This is a genomic window from Nostoc sp. (assembly GCF_036917315.1).
Lineage (GTDB): Bacteria > Cyanobacteriota > Cyanobacteriia > Cyanobacteriales > Nostocaceae > Nostoc.
The window spans coordinates 157,729-181,302 of record NZ_JBALDR010000029.1; the positions used below are offsets into that span (position 1 = coordinate 157,729).

Sequence of the window (23,574 nt, forward strand, 5' to 3'; positions counted from 1 at the left end):
GATATGAAGTTAACTCTTGTACTGAACTTCTGACGCAAAAATGAATGATGCGTATCAAAATTAAGCGATCACTTGCCTAAAAATTGTGTTTCCAACCCCAGTTTTCAGCCATATTTTAAGTACTATTGCTTATTGACAAATGAAATATAATTTTAACCTCTCACGAATGAGTCTTTAGTACTCATCCACGAGTATTAAAGACTCATTCACAAGTATCAAAGACTCGTCCATCAACCGCTTTTGTCACTTTGGGAGAACCCAATCGCTAAAAGCCTTTCGGAGCTTTAATTTCCCTATTTTAGCTGTAAATGTCAGTTACTGTTAGAAAATAAAGGCTCAAAGCTTGACTCAATCAAAGTTTCAAAATCTTGCCTCGATTATTGTTTTCCGAGAGTGACAAAACAGGACTATTCTCCATGCCCAATGCCCATGACAACTAAAACACTAGGACTCGAACAAAACCTCTACGACTATTTACTGTCAGTCTCTCTCCGAGAACCAGAAATTTTAACCCAACTGAGGCAAGAAACAGCCCAGTATCCCATCGGTAGAATGCAGATTGCTCCCGAACAAGGGCAATTTTTGGCATTACTAGTGCAATTGTTAGGAGCTAAGAAAACTTTGGAAATTGGGGTATTTACAGGTTATAGTTCCCTGGTGGTGGCATTGGCGTTACCGAGAGACGGTAAGGTAGTAGCCTGTGATATCAGTGAGGAATTTACAACGATCGCTAGACGTTATTGGCAACAAGCTGGAGTGGCGGATAAAATTCAATTGCATATTGCCCCAGCTTTGCAGACTTTGGATCGGTTACTGGCAACAGGAGAAGGAGAAACTTTTGATTTTGCCTTCATCGATGCAGATAAGAGCAACTATGATGGCTATTATGAGCGATCGCTGCAATTAGTGCGTCCGGGGGGATTGATTGCGATCGATAATGTTCTCTGGTCAGGCAGGGTTGCCGACCCGCAAGTGCAAGATAATAGAACTAAAAGGATTCGCGCTTTTAATCAAAAACTGCATCAAGACCAGCGAGTTAGTCTTAGTGTAGTAGCGATCGCAGATGGCTTAACTCTGGCACTGAAAAAGTAAGTTGAGCGAAAATAGCTTTTTATTGTTCGAGCATTTGGAAGAATCGGGTAAAGTAATCTGGAAAAGTCTTCGCTGTGCAACCAGGATCTTTAATTACAATCCCTGGAACCTTCAAGCCAGTGACAGCAAAAGCCATCGCCATTCGATGATCGTGATAGGTTTCAATTGCTGCTGGGGTAATGGGGCCAGGTTGAATTTTCAGTCTATCTGCAAATTCTTCAACTTCAACTCCTAGGCGACGTAACTCTGTGACAACAGCTTTAATTCGGTCAGTTTCCTTATATCGAATATGTTCCACGTTCCGAATGGTAATTGGGGAACTGGCAAAGGGTGCGATCGCTCCTAATGTTTGCACCAAATCCGATATATCATTCATATCAATATCGATGCCTTGCAATTGCTTCGGCCCCGTCACTTCGGTGTAATCATCCGCATCCTTAATTTGGCAACCCATCTGTTCTAAAACATCCAGCCAGAGAATATCACCCTGACAAGATTGTTTGGTCAAATGTTTTACCCGCACCCGTCCACCTGTGACAGCGGCGGCGGCAAAAAAGTAAGAAGCATTTGACGCATCGGGTTCTACTGTGTAATGTCGAGCTTGGTAACGTTGACCAGCTTTAATCTGAAACTTATTATCGCCGATTTGAATCACCTCCACGCCAAAATCTGCCATCAGACGACAGGTCATTTTGATGTAAGACTGAGAAACGAATGTCCCCTCAACCTCAAAAATCGTATCCTGTTGGGCGTAAGGCGCAATCATCAGCAATGCCGAAAGTTGCTGACTTGTTTGGTTGGCTTTCACCCGAAAATTTCCGCCAGCGAATCCCTGGCTATAGAGGGTGTAAGGCATAAACCCGGAGTTCCCTTCAAAGTTAACGGTTGCTCCCCCCGTTTCCAGCACCGTCAGCATGTCGCCCATCGGCCGTTCTCGCATCCTGGGAACTCCATCTAGGCGATATTCACCGTTACCTAATGCCACCAGTGCCGAAATAAACCGTGCTGTAGTACCTGATAAACCCACAAATAAATCTGCCTGTTTAGCTGGAATCTCGCCTGCCCTTCCTGTAACCTGAATCTGAGCCAGATTAGGATTCAGAGTTATGGGAATACTCAATTGCTCTAAACATTTAGCAAAATACTCGCTGTCTTCACTAAATAAGGCATTTTCTAAAATGGAGTCACCTTGCGCCAAAGCTGCGACAAGCAACGCCCGATTGGTAAGACTTTTAGAACCAGGAATTTCTACCGTGGCATCCACTGGCCGATCTAGAGCAGGAATTGCAATGGTATCCACTTTAAACCTCTACGTAGGCGGTTAGCTACAACTTTATATATTCCCATATCTTGAGCAAAAGGAGCAGGGGAGTAGGCCCGGATTTCTCACCACACCTCGAATGGAGGAGTAATGAGTAGTAAGTAAGGAGTAATGAGTAAAATTCTTAACTTATTACTTATTACTCATTACTTATTACTTATACGCAAAGCAGCTTGTGAGAAATGCGGGTAGGGAGTGTGAGTTACAAGTAAAGTAGTGAGGAATAAGATTTTTAAACTTATAATTTATAACTCGCCTATAACTCAGCAATGGCTCAACGCCAGCTATCCGCTAACAGGACTTTAGAAAGATGCAATTTATCGATCAAGCAAAAATTGAAGTTGAAGCTGGTAAAGGCGGCGATGGTATTGTCGCTTTCCGGCGAGAGAAGTACGTGCCGACTGGTGGCCCCTCTGGTGGTAATGGGGGACGAGGTGGTTCGGTATTTTTCGTTGCCGATGAAAACTTACAAACTTTATTGGACTTCAGATACAACCATCGCTTTCAGGCAGAAAAAGGGACTCGTGGCGGGCCAAGTAACTGCACCGGAGCAGGAGGAAAGGATTTAATTATCGAAGTTCCCTGCGGTACAACCATTTATGATGCTGAAACTGGCGAACTCCTGGGAGATTTAACTGAGCCTAAGCAGACTTTACTGATTGCCCAAGGTGGGAAAGGCGGACTGGGAAATCAGCATTTCTTGAGTAACCGTAACCGCGCCCCAGAATATGCTCTCCCAGGATTACCAGGGGAAATAAAGCAGCTGCGCCTAGAGTTAAAACTTTTGGCAGAAGTGGGGATTATTGGCTTACCAAATGCTGGTAAATCCACTTTAATTTCATCTTTATCAGCAGCACGTCCGAAAATCGCAGACTACCCCTTCACTACCCTGATTCCAAATTTGGGTGTAGTGCGGAAACCTACTGGCGATGGTACTGTTTTCGCCGACATTCCCGGACTCATTGAAGGAGCAGCTCATGGGGCAGGGCTGGGACATGATTTCTTGCGCCATATCGAACGCACGCGGGTGCTACTTCACTTGATTGATGCCACTAGTGATGATGTGGTTAGAGACTACAACACAATTAAGGAAGAATTACAAGCTTATGGACGGGGTTTAGCAGAACGTCCGCAAATTTTGGCGCTGAATAAAATTGATGCAGTCGATCGGGAAACCGTCGATTTGGAGGCGTTAGCCACCCAACTTAATCATCTCTCCTACGCCCCGGTTTTTGTGATTTCAGCGGTTACTCGCACCGGGTTAGAGCCGATGTTACAGGAAATTTGGGGAATTCTCGACCAAATGAAGGTTCCTGAAGAAGTCGAGGTATTTAGCTGACAAAATAATTACAAATTATGTTGACAGATGCTGGATCAGGGGAATCTTAATCACAAACTCAGCGCCTTGTCCTGGCTGCGAAAAACATTCTAAGGAACCGCCATGTTTTTCTGTAATGATTTGGTAGCTAATGGCAAGACCCATCCCCGTACCTTGACCGATGGGTTTGGTGGTAAAGAAGGGGTCAAATAGTTGTTTTTTAACATCTTCTGGTATTCCCAATCCATTGTCGGTAATCCTAATTGTTACCTGATTTGGCTGCTGTAGTTGGGTGCGAATGCAAATGTGCGGCGGAGTTCTTTGCTCTATCCTTCGGGCATTTTCCCCAAGGATAGGACAAATGATGAATGACTCTTCCAAAGCATCGATCGCATTTGACAAAATATTCATGAATACTTGATTTAGCTGCCCTGCGTAACATTCAACCAGCGGCAGGTTATCGTATTCTTTGATTATTTCAATTATCGGGCGTTGGTTATTACCCTTGAAGCGACTTTGCAAAATCATCAGAGTACTGTCGATTCCCTCATGAATATCAATAGCTTTCATTTCGGCTTCATCTAAGCGCGAAAAAGTTCGCAAGGAAAGCACAATCTCTCGAATGCGCTCTGCCCCAACTTTCATTGAGTTGATTATTTGGGGGAAATCTGATTTTAAAAAATCCAGTTCGATTAGTTCTGCAAAATTCTTAATTTCTAGAACAGGTTCGGGATAATTATTTTGATAAAGTTGCAAAAGTGAAAGTAAATCTTGGGTGTATTCCTCGGCAGGAGTGAGGTTGCCATAGATAAAATTCACTGGGTTGTTGATTTCGTGTGCCACTCCTGCAACTAGTTGACCCAAACTGGACATCTTTTCAGTTTGAATTAAGTGAGTCTGAGTGTGTTTAAGTTCGTGAAGGGCAACTTTAAGTTCTTCGGCTTGTTCTCGTAGTTGCGCTTCCGACTTTAGCAGGGCTTCTTTGGCTTGTTTGCGTTCTGTAATATCTCTAGCAACAGCTACCTGACAGAAAGGCTCTCCTGTTTCAGGATGTTTAACCATGAACAGGCTACAATCAGTGGGAATTTCTATGCCCGTTTGAAAATGCTTATGGCGAAACTCGCCTTGCCAGAAACCATGTTGAGACATTAAAGGAATAATTTGTTGCTGAAACTCTGCAAAAGCTTCAAGTGAATGAAAATCAGCCACTGCCTTAGTTTTGGCTGCTTCCAGGCTACTAAGTCCCACCATCTTGAGTCCGGCAGGGTTTATATAGACAACTTGCCCTTCCATTGAAGAAATCCCAATAAAATCGCTGCTGTTTTCAACCAACGCTACAAATTTTTGCTGTTCTTCTTCAGATCGTTTGCGTTCTGTGATGTCCAGCACCATTGAAGCAACGCCAATCACTTGGCCATCAGAAGCCACTAACAGGTTGTTATACCACTCACAGACCATCGTTCTGCCATCTTTAGTGATATTCTCGTTGACACTAAAACTTCCTCCACGTTGGGTTAACAGGGCGGCAATAATCTCATTTACGTGCTTTTTGGCGTTTTCAGGTACTATAGTCTCAAAACAATTCCCCAGCATTTCCTCTGTGGTGTACCCAAAGATTCTTTCTGCTGCCCGATTCCATGTTTGAACTTCAAAATTGGTATTCAATTCAATAATGGCTAAAGGTGTTTGTTCAATCAGCAACGCCAGTCTTTGCTTTGAAGCCCTGAGTTGTGCCTCTGCTTGCTTGTATTCGGTAATGTCGCGATAATACCAAATCCTACCGTAACAGTCTTCTACTTGCTGTCCACGCACGGGTGCAGAATAGCGCTCAAAAATCTTTCCAGACTTGAGCAAAATTTCATCACGGCTAGTTTCCTCTGGATGCTGGTAAAGATATTTCACTTTAGCCAGAAATTCATCTGGATTTGCTAGTTGCTGTAGTATGCATCGCAGAAGTTGGCGATCGTCGCGTGTTTCGAGGATTGCAGTAGGAATTTGCCATAACTGGGAGAATTTCTGATTAAATGATGTAACCGTAAAATTTTCATCAATAATCAGAATTCCGTCGATGGAAGCTTCTTGTTGAGCTTGGAGTACAGCATTCATGCGGTGTAGGTCTTTCTCTGCTTGCTGGCGTAAGCGAAGCTTGTCGTAGACATCGCACAATATGGCTTGCTGTTCGCTGATGTCGCAAAGCAACCAACGCCAGCCGACCTGCTGACCCTGTGAATCATACATCGCAACCATTTTGATCCGAGCCGGAAAGGCTGTACTTCTCCGTGGCTGTAGATCGACTTCCCAATCCTGCACTTGCTGTAAACTTGCCAGTTGCTTCATGAAGGTTTGGCGGCCTGATTCAGCGATAAACAGGATGAATGGTTTACCTACGAGAAATTTTTGTCTCACAGATAATAAGGCTGCGGCTACATAGTTAGCCTCTTTGATGATGCCGGCTACATCAGTCACCAGGTAAGCATCTGGGGCGAGATCGAACAAATCTTGGTAACGCTGATGCTCTAATTCAGCCGTTTCACGAGCGATCGCTAATTCTTCGTTTTGTTGGCGCAGTTCTTCTTCAATTATTTGGAGTTCTTCTAAGGTTTCCCGAAGTGCCTCGCAGGTTTCCATAAGATCGGTAGTATCGGTAACTCTGCCAGTCACAACCGGAGCTATACTGATATCAGTTGGTAAAATAATGTCTCTAATACTACCCACCAAAAATTTATTACCAGTCTCATCCTCAAAGCAAGACTTTTTTGTAGAGATAAGATGGGTTATACCCTGAGCATCAGTAAAAATATCCTGGTTCTCATTAGTAATATTTGCGGTAAAAACTAATTCATCTTTTTCCCGGAATACATCAGCTTCTGGTTGCGGAAAAAAATCATAGTCTGACTTACCAATTAATTCTTCTCGGCTATGACCAACAAAATCACAGTAGCGATCGTTAAGTAATACCCAGCGATGTTGACGGTCTTTGACAAAAATTGGGTCAGATATGGCGTTGATTGTCTGATGCAGAAATGCCAAAGAAAAGTTTTGCGGCTGCGTGTTTTGTTTTGGCGCGGGGTTATTTAAGAAACTAGGATGGTTCATACCCGAATTTATCTCTAAAATTGAGCTAAACAGCTTTTGTTTAGCTCCGTGTGTGTGAGCGTGAGTATAATTTATTATTCCCAGAGAAAATATAGATCGCAACAAGGGATTAGGAACACTTCGACATGGTTCGACTCCGCTCGCCAACCACTCAGTGCATCGCTGGGAATTGGTAAAATTTTGTTCTATAGGGGAATAAAGAGATTAGGTTAGGCAGCGATACCTGCGGTGGTCACTGAGCGCAGCCAAAGTGCGGGCTACGCCTACGCATTTATCAACTATGGCGTGGCTTTTTTGAGTAGCACAATTGATACAAAACCTTAAAATGCTTGCGGTATCGTCAAATTCGTAGATTAGACTAGAACCACAGGGTAACAATCAAAGGAAGATTATGATGAGCGATCGCGACTATACCTTAATCATTGATAAAAGCGGTAGTATGTCTACACCCGACCAAATGGGTGGTAGAAGTAGATGGGAAATAGCTCAAGAGTCTACTCTCGCTTTGGCCAGAAAGGCCGAACAGTTTGACCCCGATGGCATCACCGTTTACGTGTTTTCTGGGAGATTTAAACGCTACGATGATGTCACCTCAGCCAAAGTCGCCCAGATATTTCTCGAAAATGACCCTTCTGGCACAACAAACTTAGCAGGTGTACTTCAGGATGCCCTGAATAACTACTTTCAACGCAAAGCAGCCGGTAAAACCAAGCCAAACGGAGAGACAATTTTAGTTATCACCGATGGTGAACCAGACGATCGCAAGGCAGTATTTGAAGTCATCATTCATGCTACTCGCCAAATGGAGCGTGATGAAGAATTAGCAATTTCGATTATTCAAGTAGGTTCAGATGCCCAAGCAACTAAGTTCCTCAAAGCTTTGGATGATCAGTTGCAAAGTGTTGGCGCTAAATTTGATATTTGCGATACCGTCACTTTAGACGACTTAGAAGATATGAGCCTTGCAGATGTATTGAGCAATGCAATAACTGACTAATGTGTCGATCGCCCATAGTTCAGTAACTGTTAATTCTAGATTGGAGAATTGAATAATGCTAGAAAATCGTGACTATACCTTGATTATTGACAAAAGTGGTAGCATGGCAACCCAAGATCAAAAGGGTGGTAGAAGTAGATGGGTTGCAGCCCAGGAATCTACTTTAGCTTTAGCTAGTAAGTGTGAGCAATTTGACCCAGATGGTATCACTATCTATCTATTTTCTGGTAAATTTAAGCGATACGAAAATGTCACATCCAGCAAGGTATCACAAATTTTTCGAGAGAACGATCCCTCTGGTACAACTGACTTGGCAAGTGTGTTAAAACATGCAACTGATGATTACCTTCAACGCAAAGCAGCCGGTCAAACCAAGCCAAATGGTGAAACAATTTTAGTAGTTACTGATGGTGAGCCGGACGATCGCAAAGCAGTCATGAGGGTAATTATTGAAGCTTCTCGTCGCATCGATCGAGATGAAGAATTAGCTATTTCTTTTATTCAAGTTGGCACAGATCAACAAGCTACTCGCTTTCTCAAAGTCTTAGATGATGAACTCCAAAGTGCTGGTGCTAAGTTTGATATCTGTGACACCATTACTATGGAAGATATGGAAGATTTGAGTCTATCGGAAGTGCTACTCAATGCTATTAATGACTAGCTATACTATTTTTTAGGAATTGCAAAAATGGATTCCCTTGATAAGCTGTTAGCCCAACTCGAAACTGAATACAAAGAAGTACAACCACAACCGCAACAGTCAAAATCAGCCACAGCCAAATCGTTTATTCCACCATCGCCCAAGTCGGCATCTTTCATGGATAAGCTTCTGGCAGAAGTTCAGGCTGATTTTGCCGAAGAGGATGCTGCTATTGAATTAAAAAGACAGCAAGAACTAGAACAAGAAAGGATTCGACAAGAACAACTCAAAGCCAAACAACTAGAGGCTTTGAAAGTACAGGCAAAAGAATGGTTAGCCAAAGTAGATCCACTTTCATCCGAAGGACTTTGGTTTGAAAGGTTTGCTGAAAGTTATCCTTCAAAATTAGAAGCAGCTATTGAATATTTAAAAAGCAATGAATAAACTTAAAAGTCAAAATTTAAGACCCCATAGATAAATCTGCTCACTAGAATTGAAAATTAGCAATTATTATTTAATTCAAGCAAGCGCAAATAATTCTACCAATTTGAAAAACGAATGCGAGAAATAGACCATTTGTAGAGACGCGATTCATCGCGTCTTTAACCAACAATAGGTTGCAATCATGAATTGAATTGGTATTAGAAGATGTGTAGGGTGTATTACCGCATTAGCGTAACGCACCGAAAACCTCAGATGGTGAGTTACAAAAGCCATAAACTACCCTACATATCGAAGTTAAATTAGCAATTATTATTTATTCGCTATAATCAATATTAATGGTGATTTGTTCGAGCTAAATGTTGAACAGCCCATTCATGCATAGCATAAAGAATTGGTTGCAAAGTTTCTCCTAAAGGCGTCAGTGAATATTCTACCTTGGGTGGAATTTGGGGATAAACTTCTCGATGAATAATGCCGTCTTCTTCCATTTCTCTAAGTTGCTGGGTTAGCATCTTTTGCGTAACTCCAGGTAAAGCTCGTTGCAACTCACCAAAGCGTTTGACGCCAGTCATTAATTCTCTAATAATTAAAACTTTCCAGCGTCCGCCAATCACTTTTAGGGTAGTTTCTACTTCACAAGTCAGCCTGAAATGGTTTTCTGCTTCCGCTTTCATAGTTTTTTTGTAGGAATAACCTGACTCAGATTTGCTGGATATACCGCTAGTTTATCTGTTACTTGTTCATAATTAGTGTAGCATCTGCGGTAATATGATAATACAGTAGATACCTGCTGTCTTCCGTAGTCCATTGAACGCGGATGTTTGATTGTTAATGTTACAGAAGCAATCAAAGTGCGATCGCTTGTTTTATAATTGGATAACTAGTTATCCAATCAAGTAGAGCCTTCCAGCAAGGCAATCGCTTCACACTTCATGCTCACACAGGAAACAATCTCAACATTTCAAGCACAAGTAGAGCGGTTTCAGCAATACCTGGATTTTCCTAATGCACAACATGAAGCCAGCGCCCAACTCGCTGAAATTGTCAGTACTAGAGGAATCTCGCAGGATGAGCTTACACAAGAGATAGCTCAACTTCAACAAAAACTTCATAGACTTGTCAAACTGCTTGAAAAAATTCGCGACAAAGCTAGCGTTGGGGAGCTAACAGTACTGTACTTTGTCAAATCCAATTTCCTTTTAAAGGAAATTTTAGACGACGGATACTGGGTTTTCTACTGGGGAGAAGACGTAAAAAAAACCTTTGAAGAGCTAACATCAGGTTCTGTTGCTCTATACAAAGACCTCAAAAGCGCAGTTAGTACTGAAACTCCCAAAAAAGACATAAATTATGTTGTCGTAGAAACCCTAAAACATAGTCTAAACTCACTCATTGAAGCAGGGTTACAAGTCAACGCATTCTCTCAAGAGGAGGTTAACGCATTTGATTTAGGAGATATAACTCCTCAAGAATCAGAAACTATGTTAATCTTCCTATCAACAATGAAAAAATGGGAACCAGTTTACAAAAGACTTGCAGCATCCTAAATTTATTGGGAAAGAAGACGTAATCCTTATACATGAAGCACTCGTCAGTGAAACTGGCGAGTCATCAAACATAATTAATGAAGGCTTGCTGGACTCTGCTCTTTACGCGCCTCAAGCAACTTTTGGGGGAGAGTATTTGCATCCCACAATTTATGAACAGGCATCTGCATACCTATTCCACATAGCCTGCAATCACGCTTTTGAACAAGGTAACAAACGCACTGCTTTTGCTGCTATGGTGACTTTTTTAAATGCCAATGATTACGATATTGAAATAACAGAAGAAGAAGCTGAGAAATTAACGGTACAGATAGTTACGCATGAAATAAGCAGGGAAGAACTGCCTGCTATATTAAAAAATTACGTGACAAATCTTATTTAACATCATTACATTACTTGCGATCGCTCTTAGCTCGACTTTATCCATTTTTTCGCAACCGATACTCCTGCGGAGTCGTTGCACGAACGCTTAAGCTGAAACCTTTGTAGGGCAATAGTTTTACTTTTTTAACTTCATCTATAATCTGTGACGTGGAAAAAATGTTTGCCAAAAAGCTAGGGTTTTTGCCGGATAAAGAAAGCGAGTTCTTAATTTTGGATCAAGTCGAGCTTAGAGGATGTCTGAGAAGCTTTAAATAATGAGTCCCAATCTCTACCAAAATACGCCGAGAAACTAGTAGTATACAGCAACAAAAATCTCAGGTTAAGAAACCCCTGGCTAACGAAAGTTTAAGCCAGGGATAGTTGATCGTTAGATACTCAAGATATCTATAGTTATGTAGCTACCAACTCAGAATCAATTTCCGACGACGCACTATCTTGGACTAGCGATCGCGTTTCTCCATTACGCTGGAGGATACCGCCAACCATTGCCAACAAGGCATTCACTTTGCGGGTTCGCCACATATCTACGAGATTTTGCACTTTAGTTGCAGACATCCGGCGCAGCATCGCTTCGTAGAGATAAGCAGCATGTCCAGTTTCGTCTTGGGCAATACTTAGCATTCCTAACTTCAAGTTACGAGCAGTTGACTCGTTATCAGGTAATACTTTCGCCATTCGTGCAAAGTCTTTACTAGCATCTAACTCCAGAATGTATGTGCTAGCCATAAACACATCCCAGTCAATTACAGCTGGTTTTAGCTGTTCTTGGGTGTAGCCTTCATAGAATGCTGCAAAAAAGGGACTACGCTGTTGTGATTTTTTTGTGGATGTAGTTGGGGGTTGACGCTTAAAATCTATAACTTGTTTATTCAGCTGTTGTAAGGCGTGAGCAAAAATTTGACCATGCTTAGTTTCATCTGATGCATGTTTTGCTAATTTTTCGGCTAGCCATGTATCGCCTTCTGCTGCGGCGCGATCGCTAAGTGCGGATAAAAATGGCACAGAGCCAGATTCGGCCAACTGAAACCCGGCAAGGATGTTGGGACGGGTTTTAGAATCACGAATTTGAGCAGCAGAGTAATAGGCAAAAGCGCTTGAACCAGCTAGATGCAGAAGGTTAGTCAAGAAGTTCATCAGAAATTCCCGCTGACAATTGGAAGGTTATAATTCTTATACTAATCCGCATTTTCTATCGGTTGCTGGCAGAGGGTCTTACCATTTGGAATTTTGAATTGCCTGTGGAACTATATGTCAACAGTTAACAAATATATCTTTGTATTTTGCTAATATCATCCCACAGAGGTAATGCAGGTAAGTTTGGATGGAGAAATTAATTAAACCAGTGCGATTTTGGCTTTGTGCAACTATCCTAATTTTGGGTTTGTTCGGCTGCGATCGCTTTATCGGGAATTCTGGAGAACCAGTTGAGCGAGTCAGTGATGGCGATACTTTAGTAGTGAAAGATGCCGATGGCAAAAATCTTACCGTGCGCTTTGCTTGTGTAGATGCGCCAGAAATAGCTCATACTAACAAAGAAAAACAGAGTAGACGCACAAGCGATCGCAATCAATTTACTTGGGGTGTGAAAGCCCAAGAACGGGTGCAACAACTGGTGCAACAAGGAGGCGATCGCGTGACTTTGAATATTACCGATAGCGATCGCTATGGGCGTAAAATTGCCGAAGTCCGGTTAAAAAATGGCACTTTTGTGCAGCAGGTATTGTTGCAAGAAGGTCTAGCAAAAGTGTATCGCCCTTATTTAAACAAGTGTCCTAGTAAAGATTTAGTTCAGCAAGCCGAAGTTAAGGCCAAGGAACAACGGCTTGGCGTTTGGAGCGATACTAAATTTATAAATCCTTGGGAATATCGCAGCCTATATAAGAAGTAAAAATTCGGCATTGCATATTTGCGCGATAACTCAGCAATTGCCAAAATTCCCCCCTGCTCCCCTGCTCCCCTGCTCCTCTGCCCCCCTGCCTCCCCTGCCCCCCTGCTCCCCTGCCCCCCTGCCTCCCCTACTCCTCTCCCCAAGTTTGCAGTTGCAAATAAACTAGTACCAGCGTCACTGCTAATAATACAGTCGCTCCTGCTGCTGCATAACCAAAATCAAACTGTGCAAAAGCCTCTTGATAAATGTAGTAAACCAGCAGATTAGTAGAATTCAGTGGGCCACCACCAGTCATCACAAAAACTTGCTCAAAACTCCGCAATGTAAAAATTGCGGTAGTAATGACTGCAAATATGACAGTCGGGCGCAATCCGGGCAAAGTAATATACCAAAATTGTTGCCAAGCATTTGCTCCATCTAAGTCTGCTGCTTCATAACGACTGGAAGGAATTGCTTGCAACCCTGCTAAAAAAACTACCATATTGAAACCGAGTTGTTTCCAAATACTCATTAAAATAATTACTGGCATTGCCCAAAATGTATCTCCTAGCCAAGATATTTCTGAAATGCCAAAAAAATTTAAAAGTCCGTTAACTGGCCCTGATGTTTGAAACAGCCAGCGAAATCCCAAACCGGCTGCCACAAGTGAAATAATTGAAGGCAGAAAATAGGCACTTCGCAGGATGCCCCGCAAGGGAATGGAACGGTTTAATAGTACTGCTAATCCCAAGGAGATAACTAAACTGGGAATGATGGTGGCAACAGTAAAATAAAAGGTGTTACCCAGCACTTGCAAGAAGTCGGGGTTGAGTAGCAAGCGCCAATAGTTTTTTAAGCCTATCCAATAAATACCTTTTAAAGTGAAACTACCAGCAGTGAAACTGAGGTAGAACAAATAAGCTATCGGCCAAATGATAAAAACACCCAGCAAAATTAATGCTGGTGCGAGAAAAATCCACGCGGCTACTGTATCATTATCCAACCACGACTTAGTATATATTTTTGGCATCTATAAATTAACCCTCCTAGCTGTTATGACTCTCCGCCTTGATTCTACCCTGAGCTTAATTTCTCCCAACATTAGCGATGATTACCAACAATTCGCCCCTTTAAAACTGGGAATTATGGCTTCTGGGAATGGCAGCAATTTTGATGTAGTTGCGCAAGCTATCGAAGATGGGCGGCTAAATGCCCAAATTCAAGTTTTAATTTACAATAATCCCTCGGCGAAAGCAGCCGTCAGAGCAGCTAATAGAGGTGTAGAAACTGTCTTATTAAATCACCGCAACTATCAAAGCCGAGAAGAGTTCGATCGTAAAATTGTGCAGACATTACAGCACTACGATGTAGAATGGGTGATTTTGGCAGGGTGGATGCGACTATTAACGTCAGTTTTCATTGATGCTTTTCCAGAAAAGATTATCAATATCCATCCTAGTTTGTTACCTAGTTTCAAGGGAATCCATGCTGTAGAACAAGCCTTGGCATCTGGGGTAAAAATCACTGGTTGTACAGTGCATATAGCTTGCTTAGAAATGGATAGCGGCCCAATATTAATGCAAGCCGCAGTACCAGTACAGCCGGATGATACAGCAGAAACACTCCACGCCAGGATTCAAATTCAGGAACATCGAATTTTACCATTAGCGATCGCTCTGGCAGCTTCTTCGTCAAAAGTTACACTAAGCTTGTCGTAAAAATATATATATCAATTCAGGGCGCACATCTAGTTGTGCGCCTATACTCTATTCATCAGAGTTAGCTTCAGCAGTTTGATACGCTTGTAGGAGCCTAGCATGATCGAGAGTAAATCCTACTTGCATCGCTATCTGGGTAAATAAATCAATCTCAGATTGTTGCCAATCACGGGGTTCGGAACATTGGTGTGCAATTAACAAGCCAAATAGCTGTTCATCTTTGATAATTGGTGCTACTAAATTTGCTTTCACACCAAAAGATTCGAGCAGTTTAATATGACAGTCAGCCAAACTAGACTCATAAATGTTGTTGATTGCGACAACGCGACCAGATTGGTACTTTTCTACATAGCCTTGAGTGAAACAAGGGTCGTGAATTTTAGACCGCAAAACTTTGGGATAACCTGGAAGCACTGATTCAGCAATTATAATTCCGAACCAATTAGCGTAAAAGCTATAAACTAACACTCGGTCAGTATTCAGTGCTTTGCGAACCTCTTCCACAGTAGTTTTCATGACATCCTCTTCCTTGAGGGATTGGCGAATGCTGCGGATAAGATCCACTAGTAACTGACTTCGCATCCTTTCAGCTTCAATTCTTTGCAGGAGTCTTGCATGGTCGAGAGCAAATCCTACTTGCATCGCTATCTGGCCAAATAAATCAATCTCAGCTTGTTGCCAATCACGGGGTCTGGAGCATTGATGTGCAATTAACAAGCCAAATAGCTGTTCATCTTTAATAATGGGAGCTACTAAATTTGCTTTGACAGCAAAGGATTCGAGCAAGTTAATATGGCAGTCAGCCAAACCTGCTTCATAAATGTTGTTGATTGCAAGAACGCGACCAGACTGATACTCTTCTACATAGCCTTGACCGAAACATGGGTCTTGGATTTCAGCTCGCAAAACTTTTGGGTAAGTGAGAACAACTGATTCAGCAATCACTGTTCCAGACCAATTAGCATCAAAGCTATAAACCATCACTCGGTCGGTACTCAGAGCTTTGCGAACCTCTTCCACAGTGGTTTTGAGGACATCCTCTTCGTTGAGTGATTGGCGAATGATGCCGATAGTATCTGCTAACAACTGACTTTGCACACCCTCAGCCTCGATTCGTTGCAGCAGTCTTGCATGGTCGAGAGCAAACCCGACTTGGATCGCTATCTGAGCAAATAAATCAATCTCAGATTGTTGCCAATCACGGGGTCTGGAGCATTGATGGGCAATTAATAAGCCAAATAATTGTTCATCTTTGAGAATGGGGGCGACCAGATTTGCTTTGACAGCAAAGGATTCGAGCAGGCTAATGTGACAATCAGCCAAACCTGCTTCATAAATGTTGTTTGTGGCTACAACGCGACCAGACTGATACTTTTCTACATAACCCTGACCGAAACAGATGTCTTGAATTTCAGACCGCAAAACTTTGGGATAACCTGGAACCACTGATTCGGCAATGATAATTCCAGACCAATTAGGGTAAAAGCTATAAACCAGCACTCGGTCAGTACTCAATGCTTTACGAACCTCTTCCACCGTCGTTTTGAGGACATCTTCTTCGTTGAGCGATTGGCGAATGCTGCGGGTAATTTCGATAAATACCTGAGCTTTATCTGCTTTGGTATCTACTTGTTGTAGAAGGTTGGCGTAGTCAAGGGCAAATCCTACTTGCATGGCTATCTGAGAGAACAAATCAATCTCAGATTGTTGCCAAAAGCGAAGTCTAGAACATTGATGTGCAATCAATAAACCGAATAGCCGTTTGCCTTTGAGAATAGGTACTACTAAACTAGATTTGACAGCAAATTGCTCCAACAACTCAATATCACCATCACTGAGATTGGCTTGATGGATATTATCAATAGCATGGATGCTACCATTTTGATATTTTTCTATATACCCTGCCTCAAATCCAGGCTCAGAGACTGTAAACCCTAATATTTTCGGTAAACCGGGTGCTACTGATTCGGCGATAAAGGTTCCATTATAGTTGGAATCAAAGCAAAAGATGGTGACGCGATCGATGCTTAAAGCTTTACGAATTTCTTCTGAGGTAGTTTTGAGAACATCTTCTTCATTGAATGATTCTCGAACCCAACGGGTAATTTTGATTAATATTTGGGAGTAATCAGCTTCGGCTTCTTTCTCCTCTACCAAAACCGAAAGCAGGTCTGTGAATGAGGTGATGTTTTTCTCTAACATCACTAATTCATCTTGGCTAGCGATGAAGACTTGAGTAAACTCACTGTCTGGACGTAGCCTCTTTTTAATATTATTAGAGATTGCAGCAACGTTGCTGACTCGACTCATAACTCGATTCGTCACAAAAACAGCGATCGCACCTGCTACAATTGCTGTCACTCCCATACCAGTTAACAAGAGTGACAATTGTCTTTGTAGAGCAAGTTCAGTTTCTGTTGAACTTTCTGTACTATCTTGTCTGATTTGCGGAGTTTGTGTGTTAATTAAATTAATGCCATAGTTGTAAGTAGCTGTTCCAATTGCAACTACAGGAAGGACACTGATACTTAGTGCCCAAACTATTGCTTTAGTCTTTAAACTCCATTTTTGTTGCCAGAGTCTCTGTTGACGATTTCGTCTTGCTTGGTTTTGAGAAAAAGACTGACTCATAAATGAAACCTGGATTGTTGCAATTGAGAATCAAGTAAATAACCTCACCACCAAATTTTACATAAAACTTATAAAACAAGGACTGGCTTTCAGGAGTATTTTGAGGCACTAATGTTCTAGGTTATCTCCCATAGCGCTTTAATTGCCTTTCAACTCAAAAAAATTGGGTCTGATTAACAGGCTTGTTAACAATCAAATGGCGATCGCTTGGTTGGAATGTCTTATTTTCTCATTACAAGTTGTGGTTTGCTGACAATACAGCCAAACAATCTTTATTTTTTAACAAGGTTTTACAGACTTCTCGCAGTTGCCTTTACCCGTAGTATCATTTTTGCTTGATTACTGACATTAGTTTTCAAGTACATGAGGGACAAATGCCGGATTCATGCATCAATTTGCACTTCCTGCCTCCCGGCCCTCTGCCCCTCTGCCCCTCTGCCCCTCTGCCCCTCTGCCCCTCTGCTCCTCTGCTTCCCTGCCTCCCGCCCCCTGCTTCCATAGCCTAATCTGCAATCAACTCTACTGCATCTCTTCCATCACAATTTTGTAAGTAAACTTTGACAATTTCTTCTTTAGCCGTAGGTAACTTCTTGCCAATAAAATCTGGGTGAATTGGTAATTCTCGATGACCCCTGTCTACTAACACAGCTAAACGAATCACCTCTGGCCTACCATAATCGTTGACTGCGTTCAAAGCAGCGCGAATCGTCCGTCCTTTAAAAATCACATCATCCACGAGTACAACCGTTTTCCCCGTAAGGTCAAAAGGAATTTCGCTTTTCGTTGGAGTCCGCAATCCAATTTTGTCAAGGTCATCTCGATAAAATGTAATGTCCAAAGCACCGACTGACACTGCTACACCTTCTAGCGTCTCAATCTGACGCGCCAATAATTCGGCTAATAACGCACCCCTGGTATAGATACCAAGAAGCACCAGTTGAGACAAATCACGCGTCCTTTCGACAATTTGAGAAGCAAGACGAGTCAAGGTACGACGGATTTCTTCGGATGAGAGAATTTCAACTACTTTGGCAGACATAGCGAGTCATCAGTTAGGAGTGATAAGTTAAGAGTTAGGAATTTTTATTCTTAACTCCGAACTCCTAACTCCTAACTTTATATTTATCATTACCTATTTGGGAGCATTAAGAATATTGCGATCGCTATCCCTAACCATAGCAAAAAACAATATCGAGTCAGCTGTAAAGCATTCTGAATAGAAGTTGCAGTAATAGCATAAATAGCATCTCCTAGCAGTGGTTTGTACTTAGCCACCCCCCGATACCAATTTGTACCCCCCATCTGCACACCTAAAAATGCAGCATAGGCGCACTCACTCCAGCCAGAATTGGGACTAGGATCGTTAATTGCATCCCGACGACAAATTTGCCAAATATGCATTGGCTTACCCGATAGCAGCGCCAGAGTCACGACTGTTAACCGACAAGGTAGCCAAGTCAAACAATCTTCTAACCGCGCACAAAACCATCCTAAATAAGTATAGGGTGCTTCCCGATAGCCCACCATTGAATCAAGGGTACTGCTGGCTTTATATGCTAAAGCCAAAGGAGTTGGCCCCACAACTGGTATAAAGACACCAACAATTGCATAAAAAAGCGGAGCCATTACCCCATCGGTGGCATTTTCTGCAACTGTTTCTAAAACAGCTCGGTAAATTTCTGCTTGTGAGAGGTTTTGGGTATCTCGACCAACGTAATTACTTAAAATCTTTCGAGCCTTCTCCAAATCTCCGACTGTTAAAGGTTGTAAAACAGCCTCCGCTGCTACTCGCAAACTTTTGCCAGCGAAACAACTAGCCAAAAGAATGCTATTTATGGCAATTCCTAAGAGTGGATGAACCCATCTGGCAATTTGAATCATCAAAAAGCCAACAAGACCGCTACCAATTATTAAGATAATACCTAGTACAATTCCAGCTAGGCGTTGTGTTAGAGAATTTTGACACAAGTGGAGAAAAAACTTGGTCAGGCGAGAAATTACCCACCCCATAATTTGTACTGGATGAGGCCAATCCCAAGGATCGCCAATTAAATAATCTAAAAATGCTGCAATTATTAAGATATAGATATTATTAGTCATAAGTCGCAAGTCTTGGGTTAAAAATCCAGGGTCAATATTTTGACTATTGACTCTTGACTAAACCACAAAACTAGCTTCTTCTCCAAGAGAAGCTTGCCGACTGCGAGCATCGTAATAAAGGTCTGCCAGAGTAATACTGTATAAAGCTTCTTTGAGCTTTTGGTTGAGTCTCTGCCAGAGGCTAAACGTTACCCAATCTTCAGCTTGTGTCGGTGCTGGGGTGTGATGAGGTAAATGGCTAGTCTCGCCAACAGCTTCTAAAATTTCTCCTATAGATATTTGTGCAGGCTCTCTTGCCAATTGATATCCGCCGATGCTACCACGAATTGATTTTACTAAAGATGCACGACGCATTTCTATTAGTAGTTTTTCGAGGTAAGGAGCTGGAATATCTTGGCGTTTTGCGATCGCTCTCACAGATGCAGGCCCATATCTTGGCTGTAAACTTAAATCTAGCAACGCCTTTACACTATAGTGTCCTCTGGTAGTTAATTTCATTTTGGCAAGTTTTATTGTTTGTCCTTTGTCTTTGTTGGCACTGCATCTCCCTGAAAAGAAATTCTGATGTCGGCTTCCGACTCTGAGACTTCTTTAGTTTGTCGTTTCTAAATAACCAATGACTAATTACCAATGACCAATGACTAAGGATCAGTTTTGCTTATCATTCTGTGACTCAGTTCTCATCCTTAAGAAATAGACAACCTCTTAAGCGTTAGTTTAGAAAACTTAAAACTTATATAGTCTAGCAGGAATTCACAAACTATATATATAGTTATCAGCATTGCCAGCATTTTCTAAAATAGATTGTCTTGCCAATATTGGTAATGGCATAACAATTGTGCATCTGAGTGTAATATACTTGGCTAGGTTGAGATAAAAACTAAAGGATTATGTTCCTGTTAGCTCAACCTCAGCTAAAATAAAATCGATTCAAACACTTCAAACATTCATTTTCGACCTAAGTTGATGCCTAAACAGAAAAAAATTGAACCCTTACTCGGCGAAGAACTGCTCAAAAAAGTCAAAGAGCTAGAGAACGAGAGCAAAGAAGACAAAGCCAAAAAGTGCGGCTACTATACCGTTACCAAAAATGGTATAGAGCGCGTCAATATGATGAAGTTCTTAAATGCCCTAATTGATGCTGAAGGCATTCAGTTAGACAGTACACCCAGTGCTAATGGGCGTGGTGGACGTAGTGCTAGCTATAGAATTAGTGTGCAATCGAATGGTAACTTACTGATAGGTTCAGCTTATACAAAACAGATGAATCTTAAACCAGGAGATGAGTTTCTGATCACTTTAGGCAAAAAGCACATTCGTCTGAGACAGGTAGATCCAGAAGATCGCGAAGGTGATGAAGCCATAGAAGCCACGGCTTAATAAATGGTCATTAGTCAATTCTCCGTTGTCATTTGTCCTTTGTCATTTGTCCTTTGTCATTTGTCCTTTGTGAAAAACAATGACTATAAACAGTCATTAGTCAAGTGTCCTTTGTGAAAAATAATGACTAAATGACTAATGACCAATGACCAATGACCTAATGACTAATGACTATATCTGTAGTAGGTAAGACTGGTAAATAGTGGCGAAGTGCCTTGCGCGTAACTGCTAAATTACAGGTTAATGCAATTTGCTCTTTTTCTAATAAACCCAAAATGCGATCGGGTTTGTCTCGTGCTACCACTGGTAATTGATGTAAACCTCGAAGACTCATCCGGTCTAAAGCCTCAGATAAAAGTTCATCTTGCCATGCATAGAGAATTTCAGTAGTACAAATGTCTATGAGGGTTTGATTGGATAAATTATCGGGAATTTCAGTTAGAGAATTTGGGTATGTTTGCCAAATAGCAAGGGCACGGTTAATATCTTCCAAAGAAAGTATACCAACTAATTGCTCTGCTTCATCAATTACTAAAGCACTACGAACGCGATCGCGGGTCATTTCCACAGCGGCATCTAACACTCCCAAAGTTGCAAGTAACTTTTTGGGACAAGGATACATGGCATCTTCTACCAAAATTTGCTGCACAATTTCCGATTGTTCATCTTTCAATTCCGAAAGACCAATTTGTTGTAAATTAGAGTTAGAGTTAAAAGTTGGTTTAATTCTTTCTACTAGCCAAACACTCAAACCCACAGCTGCCATCAACGGTAAAACAATTCGATAGTCGCGGGTTAATTCAAACAGCATTAAAATAGCCGTTAACGGCGCTCTCACGCTAGCAGCTAGTACTGCTGCCATTCCCACCATTGCGTAAGCTGGGGGAGCCGCCATTTGATCGCAAATTGTCGGGAATGCTACGGCTAACATTTTGGCGTAAGCCGATCCAAAAGAAGCACCTAAAAACATTGCTGGCGCGAACAAACCACCAATGAAACCACTACCTGCACTAATTGCAGTCATCAATAATTTCACCACCAACAACACCACTAATAAGTAGAGTGGAAACTCCACATCTTGAAGCATTGCTTCTACAGTTTCGTAACCGACACCTAGAATTTGCGGGAACTGCAAAGCAACTGCGCCAATGATCGCACCGCCAATAATTGGATGAATCGGCTCAGGAATTCGTCCCAAAAAGGCAAAACCTGGAACCTTCCCAGCAAAGCAAGCTTTTGCTCCCCGAATTGATTGAGTATAAGCCAGAGAAACGAGGCTGGCCCCTAAACCCAAGCCAAGGTAAAGGGGTAATTCCAAAGGACTGCGAACTTGGTAAACAGGTAAATCAAAAGCAGGTTGGGCCCCCAAACCAATTTGGGCAATTAATGCTGCTACCACCGCAGCTAACAGCACCACACTGACAGCAGAAGTAGCGAAAGATGTCGCTCCCATCACCACTTCTAGAGCAAAAAATACTCCAGCGATGGGGGCATTAAATCCCGCCGCAAGTCCCGCCGCTGCGCCAGCACCCAATAGCAAACGTTGTCGTTCTTGAGATACATTGAGGATCACAGAGAACAACATCCCAAAATTTGCGCCAATTTCGACACTCGGCCCCTCTGGCCCCAAAGAAGCACCGCTCCCTAAAGAAACAGATGCGGCCAGCATTTTGCTAACTGGTCTTAGTGGTCGCCTAATCTCTGTTCCCTGAGAGGCGGCGATGAGAGATGAAAGTCCAGGGCCAAAGTCTTGAGTGCGCCAGCGCATCAAACCAACAATTAATCCGCCAAGGGTGGGAACGCAGGCTAAAGTCCAAGCACCCCAGGCGCCAATTTGACCCATTAAATTTTCCAGCATCAGCTGGTGAACCAACTGGATTAAATAGTGAAAGGTGACTACACCCATACCAGTACCACCGCCAATGAGCATGGCTAAAAACAGCACCACTGTTTCTGGGGATGGTTGAAAACGATTAATTAGGTGAGCTAAACGAGCGGAAGGTGTAGGAAAGGCAGGTTGTTCCGTTACCTTCCTCAGTTGAGTGGGAGGCAAGAGAGTCATTGAGAGGCGGGGTAAATGTAAGAAAAAATTTAAATTTTTATCTGTTACTTATCATTGTGAGCCATTATTTAGCAACCGGACAAGTAGACTTTATTTGCTTAACTTACAAAGCTTTAGCTAAAAATGTCATTGTGCAAAATTTGTGTGGGGAGAATGGTTAAATGAGAGACAATTATTATTTAAGGGTCAGCGATGCCTAAGTTGAGCGTAGCTGCGGCTAGTGGGGTGCGAGTGGGCACCAACACTATTTTTTCTAGAGACAACAAAGTTTTTTGGCTGGGTGGAAGTACCCGTAAACATTAAGCATGAGTCATCCTTGTTTAAATCTAGCTATACTCGTGTTGCGACTATTGAGGCATCCTTGGTAGTAATAGAATGTATGTATGATTGATGCCTGATATCAGATCGTACATTGATTGACCCCAATTCAATATAGCTATTGTTATAGAGCGAGTAAGTGGACTAGGCGGACGAGGTAAATGAATATACACACTTTTGATAATCATTATGTTACTTGCCCAATTTGCCAAAGAAATGCTACGCCTAAACCAGTTAAAACACGCATGGGCTTGTTTTGCTGTCCCTATTGCCAGGAAAGGCTAGTAGTTTGCCAAAGTGGTCATTATGTCCGCGATCCGTTTACTTGGAGACAATTGATGATGTCTTCGTCGCTACGTCGTCAAAGCCGACCTTTAGCGAGGATTCTCAGAGATTTTGTCCTACTCAAGCGTCCGATGGTAGCCTTGGCTGTAGGTAGTGCCATTTTCTTTGGTGCGATCGCTTTGACCCAAGAAAAGACAAGTTACGACCGCCAAATACTTCCCACAACAGAGAAAGTTAATGACTCAGGCAACAAATCTCAGTAAATCGATTACTTTGGTATAAATCAAATTCTACTTTGATTTTTGTAATATTATAACTAAATACTCTGATAAAACCGTGTCTTATTACCCCAAATAGGACGCGGTTTTATATTA

The 23,574-nt window shown here is 42.1% G+C and carries 21 protein-coding genes; 11 read left to right on the forward strand and 10 right to left on the reverse strand.

Features of this window, described 5'->3' with window-relative positions:
* Window positions 1-429 precede the first annotated feature (429 nt).
* Complete coding sequence (locus V7K84_RS13270; RefSeq protein WP_334838641.1) at window positions 430-1,092, forward strand: class I SAM-dependent methyltransferase; 663 nt, start codon at window positions 430-432, stop codon at window positions 1,090-1,092.
* A 19-nt stretch (window positions 1,093-1,111) separates the two neighbouring features.
* On the opposite strand, the gene aroA is transcribed toward V7K84_RS13270, so the two are convergent.
* The gene (aroA, locus tag V7K84_RS13275) at window positions 1,112-2,392 is read right to left on the reverse strand and encodes a 3-phosphoshikimate 1-carboxyvinyltransferase (RefSeq protein ID WP_334838643.1); all 1,281 of its coding nucleotides are present in this window, start codon (window positions 2,390-2,392) and stop codon (window positions 1,112-1,114) included.
* 331 nt (window positions 2,393-2,723) lie between these two features.
* On the opposite strand from aroA, the gene obgE reads away from it, so the two are divergent.
* Complete coding sequence (gene obgE / locus V7K84_RS13280; protein ID WP_334838645.1) at window positions 2,724-3,752, forward strand: GTPase ObgE; 1,029 nt, start codon at window positions 2,724-2,726, stop codon at window positions 3,750-3,752.
* A 15-nt stretch (window positions 3,753-3,767) separates the two neighbouring features.
* Here obgE and V7K84_RS13285 read toward each other — a convergent pair whose 3' ends face one another.
* On the reverse strand, window positions 3,768-6,827 hold the full coding sequence (locus V7K84_RS13285) for a PAS domain-containing sensor histidine kinase (RefSeq protein WP_334838647.1): 3,060 nt from the start codon (window positions 6,825-6,827) through the stop codon (window positions 3,768-3,770).
* 391 nt (window positions 6,828-7,218) lie between these two features.
* On the opposite strand from V7K84_RS13285, the gene V7K84_RS13290 reads away from it, so the two are divergent.
* Genes V7K84_RS13290 through V7K84_RS13300 form a run of 3 tightly spaced genes read left to right on the forward strand, consistent with a single transcriptional unit; the run spans window position 7,219 to window position 8,908 of the window.
* Window positions 7,219-7,824, forward strand: coding sequence for a vWA domain-containing protein (locus V7K84_RS13290; RefSeq protein ID WP_334838649.1), 606 nt, complete (start codon window positions 7,219-7,221; stop codon window positions 7,822-7,824).
* Window positions 7,825-7,879: 55 nt separating this feature from the next.
* Window positions 7,880-8,485, forward strand: a complete 606-nt coding sequence (locus V7K84_RS13295; RefSeq protein ID WP_334838651.1) for a vWA domain-containing protein — start codon at window positions 7,880-7,882, stop codon at window positions 8,483-8,485.
* A gap of 27 nt (window positions 8,486-8,512) precedes the next feature.
* Entirely contained in the window at window positions 8,513-8,908 is a 396-nt protein-coding gene (locus V7K84_RS13300) for a salt stress protein, Slr1339 family (protein ID WP_334838652.1), read from the forward strand.
* A gap of 332 nt (window positions 8,909-9,240) precedes the next feature.
* Here the strand turns inward: V7K84_RS13300 and V7K84_RS13305 are convergent, their stop codons facing one another.
* Complete coding sequence (locus V7K84_RS13305) at window positions 9,241-9,582, reverse strand: winged helix-turn-helix transcriptional regulator (RefSeq protein ID WP_322673153.1); 342 nt, start codon at window positions 9,580-9,582, stop codon at window positions 9,241-9,243.
* A 258-nt stretch (window positions 9,583-9,840) separates the two neighbouring features.
* On the opposite strand from V7K84_RS13305, the gene V7K84_RS13310 reads away from it, so the two are divergent.
* Window positions 9,841-10,455 (forward strand): hypothetical protein, encoded by a 615-nt coding sequence (locus tag V7K84_RS13310; protein ID WP_334838654.1) that lies wholly within the window; start codon window positions 9,841-9,843, stop codon window positions 10,453-10,455.
* Window positions 10,442-10,837 (forward strand): type II toxin-antitoxin system death-on-curing family toxin, encoded by a 396-nt coding sequence (locus V7K84_RS13315; RefSeq protein ID WP_334838656.1) that lies wholly within the window; start codon window positions 10,442-10,444, stop codon window positions 10,835-10,837. The genes V7K84_RS13310 and V7K84_RS13315 overlap by 14 nt, the downstream gene beginning before the upstream one ends.
* A gap of 392 nt (window positions 10,838-11,229) precedes the next feature.
* Here V7K84_RS13315 and V7K84_RS13320 read toward each other — a convergent pair whose 3' ends face one another.
* Window positions 11,230-11,973 carry a ferritin-like domain-containing protein gene (locus V7K84_RS13320; protein WP_334838657.1) on the reverse strand — a complete coding sequence of 248 codons (744 nt, stop codon included), beginning with the start codon at window positions 11,971-11,973 and terminating at the stop codon, window positions 11,230-11,232.
* Window positions 11,974-12,160: 187 nt separating this feature from the next.
* Here V7K84_RS13320 and V7K84_RS13325 point away from each other — a divergent pair, with 187 nt between their 5' ends.
* Window positions 12,161-12,727, forward strand: coding sequence for a thermonuclease family protein (locus V7K84_RS13325; RefSeq protein WP_334838658.1), 567 nt, complete (start codon window positions 12,161-12,163; stop codon window positions 12,725-12,727).
* A 127-nt stretch (window positions 12,728-12,854) separates the two neighbouring features.
* On the opposite strand, the gene V7K84_RS13330 is transcribed toward V7K84_RS13325, so the two are convergent.
* Window positions 12,855-13,736 carry a carbohydrate ABC transporter permease gene (locus V7K84_RS13330; RefSeq protein ID WP_334838660.1) on the reverse strand — a complete coding sequence of 294 codons (882 nt, stop codon included), beginning with the start codon at window positions 13,734-13,736 and terminating at the stop codon, window positions 12,855-12,857.
* A 25-nt stretch (window positions 13,737-13,761) separates the two neighbouring features.
* On the opposite strand from V7K84_RS13330, the gene purN reads away from it, so the two are divergent.
* Complete coding sequence (purN, locus tag V7K84_RS13335) at window positions 13,762-14,424, forward strand: phosphoribosylglycinamide formyltransferase (RefSeq protein WP_334838662.1); 663 nt, start codon at window positions 13,762-13,764, stop codon at window positions 14,422-14,424.
* A 48-nt stretch (window positions 14,425-14,472) separates the two neighbouring features.
* Here purN and V7K84_RS13340 read toward each other — a convergent pair whose 3' ends face one another.
* The 4 genes from V7K84_RS13340 to V7K84_RS13355 form a co-directional block, all read right to left on the reverse strand.
* Window positions 14,473-17,055, reverse strand: a complete 2,583-nt coding sequence (locus V7K84_RS13340) for a GAF domain-containing protein (protein WP_334838663.1) — start codon at window positions 17,053-17,055, stop codon at window positions 14,473-14,475.
* 502 nt (window positions 17,056-17,557) lie between these two features.
* Entirely contained in the window at window positions 17,558-18,094 is a 537-nt protein-coding gene (gene pyrR, locus V7K84_RS13345) for a bifunctional pyr operon transcriptional regulator/uracil phosphoribosyltransferase PyrR (RefSeq protein WP_094353001.1), read from the reverse strand.
* 89 nt (window positions 18,095-18,183) lie between these two features.
* Window positions 18,184-19,155, reverse strand: a complete 972-nt coding sequence (gene cbiB / locus V7K84_RS13350; RefSeq protein ID WP_334838665.1) for an adenosylcobinamide-phosphate synthase CbiB — start codon at window positions 19,153-19,155, stop codon at window positions 18,184-18,186.
* A 57-nt stretch (window positions 19,156-19,212) separates the two neighbouring features.
* Window positions 19,213-19,653 carry an Rrf2 family transcriptional regulator gene (locus tag V7K84_RS13355; RefSeq protein ID WP_094353003.1) on the reverse strand — a complete coding sequence of 147 codons (441 nt, stop codon included), beginning with the start codon at window positions 19,651-19,653 and terminating at the stop codon, window positions 19,213-19,215.
* 468 nt (window positions 19,654-20,121) lie between these two features.
* On the opposite strand from V7K84_RS13355, the gene V7K84_RS13360 reads away from it, so the two are divergent.
* Window positions 20,122-20,535, forward strand: coding sequence for an AbrB family transcriptional regulator (locus tag V7K84_RS13360; protein ID WP_094353004.1), 414 nt, complete (start codon window positions 20,122-20,124; stop codon window positions 20,533-20,535).
* Window positions 20,536-20,692: 157 nt separating this feature from the next.
* Here V7K84_RS13360 and V7K84_RS13365 read toward each other — a convergent pair whose 3' ends face one another.
* Window positions 20,693-22,597 (reverse strand): chloride channel protein, encoded by a 1,905-nt coding sequence (locus V7K84_RS13365; RefSeq protein WP_334838667.1) that lies wholly within the window; start codon window positions 22,595-22,597, stop codon window positions 20,693-20,695.
* Between the two features lie 479 nt (window positions 22,598-23,076).
* Between V7K84_RS13365 and V7K84_RS13370 the strand changes: the two genes are divergently transcribed.
* The gene (locus tag V7K84_RS13370) at window positions 23,077-23,463 is read left to right on the forward strand and encodes a hypothetical protein (RefSeq protein ID WP_334838669.1); all 387 of its coding nucleotides are present in this window, start codon (window positions 23,077-23,079) and stop codon (window positions 23,461-23,463) included.
* Window positions 23,464-23,574 lie beyond the last annotated feature (111 nt).

Excerpts from the sequence above, each read along its gene's own strand:
- V7K84_RS13270 (WP_334838641.1), top strand. The coding sequence starts at position 430 with ATGACAACTAAAACACTAGGACTCGAACAAAACCTCTACGACTATTTA.
- obgE (WP_334838645.1), top strand. The coding sequence starts at position 2,724 with ATGCAATTTATCGATCAAGCAAAAATTGAAGTTGAAGCTGGTAAAGGC.
- V7K84_RS13285 (WP_334838647.1), bottom strand. The coding sequence starts at position 6,827 with ATGAACCATCCTAGTTTCTTAAATAACCCCGCGCCAAAACAAAACACG.
- V7K84_RS13290 (WP_334838649.1), top strand. The coding sequence starts at position 7,219 with ATGATGAGCGATCGCGACTATACCTTAATCATTGATAAAAGCGGTAGT.
- V7K84_RS13295 (WP_334838651.1), top strand. The coding sequence starts at position 7,880 with ATGCTAGAAAATCGTGACTATACCTTGATTATTGACAAAAGTGGTAGC.
- V7K84_RS13300 (WP_334838652.1), top strand. The coding sequence starts at position 8,513 with ATGGATTCCCTTGATAAGCTGTTAGCCCAACTCGAAACTGAATACAAA.
- V7K84_RS13305 (WP_322673153.1), bottom strand. The coding sequence starts at position 9,582 with ATGAAAGCGGAAGCAGAAAACCATTTCAGGCTGACTTGTGAAGTAGAA.
- V7K84_RS13310 (WP_334838654.1), top strand. The coding sequence starts at position 9,841 with ATGCTCACACAGGAAACAATCTCAACATTTCAAGCACAAGTAGAGCGG.
- V7K84_RS13320 (WP_334838657.1), bottom strand. The coding sequence starts at position 11,973 with ATGAACTTCTTGACTAACCTTCTGCATCTAGCTGGTTCAAGCGCTTTT.
- V7K84_RS13325 (WP_334838658.1), top strand. The coding sequence starts at position 12,161 with ATGGAGAAATTAATTAAACCAGTGCGATTTTGGCTTTGTGCAACTATC.
- V7K84_RS13330 (WP_334838660.1), bottom strand. The coding sequence starts at position 13,736 with ATGCCAAAAATATATACTAAGTCGTGGTTGGATAATGATACAGTAGCC.
- purN (WP_334838662.1), top strand. The coding sequence starts at position 13,762 with ATGACTCTCCGCCTTGATTCTACCCTGAGCTTAATTTCTCCCAACATT.
- V7K84_RS13340 (WP_334838663.1), bottom strand. The coding sequence starts at position 17,055 with ATGAGTCAGTCTTTTTCTCAAAACCAAGCAAGACGAAATCGTCAACAG.
- pyrR (WP_094353001.1), bottom strand. The coding sequence starts at position 18,094 with ATGTCTGCCAAAGTAGTTGAAATTCTCTCATCCGAAGAAATCCGTCGT.
- cbiB (WP_334838665.1), bottom strand. The coding sequence starts at position 19,155 with ATGACTAATAATATCTATATCTTAATAATTGCAGCATTTTTAGATTAT.
- V7K84_RS13355 (WP_094353003.1), bottom strand. The coding sequence starts at position 19,653 with ATGAAATTAACTACCAGAGGACACTATAGTGTAAAGGCGTTGCTAGAT.
- V7K84_RS13360 (WP_094353004.1), top strand. The coding sequence starts at position 20,122 with ATGCCTAAACAGAAAAAAATTGAACCCTTACTCGGCGAAGAACTGCTC.
- V7K84_RS13365 (WP_334838667.1), bottom strand. The coding sequence starts at position 22,597 with ATGACTCTCTTGCCTCCCACTCAACTGAGGAAGGTAACGGAACAACCT.
- V7K84_RS13370 (WP_334838669.1), top strand. The coding sequence starts at position 23,077 with ATGAATATACACACTTTTGATAATCATTATGTTACTTGCCCAATTTGC.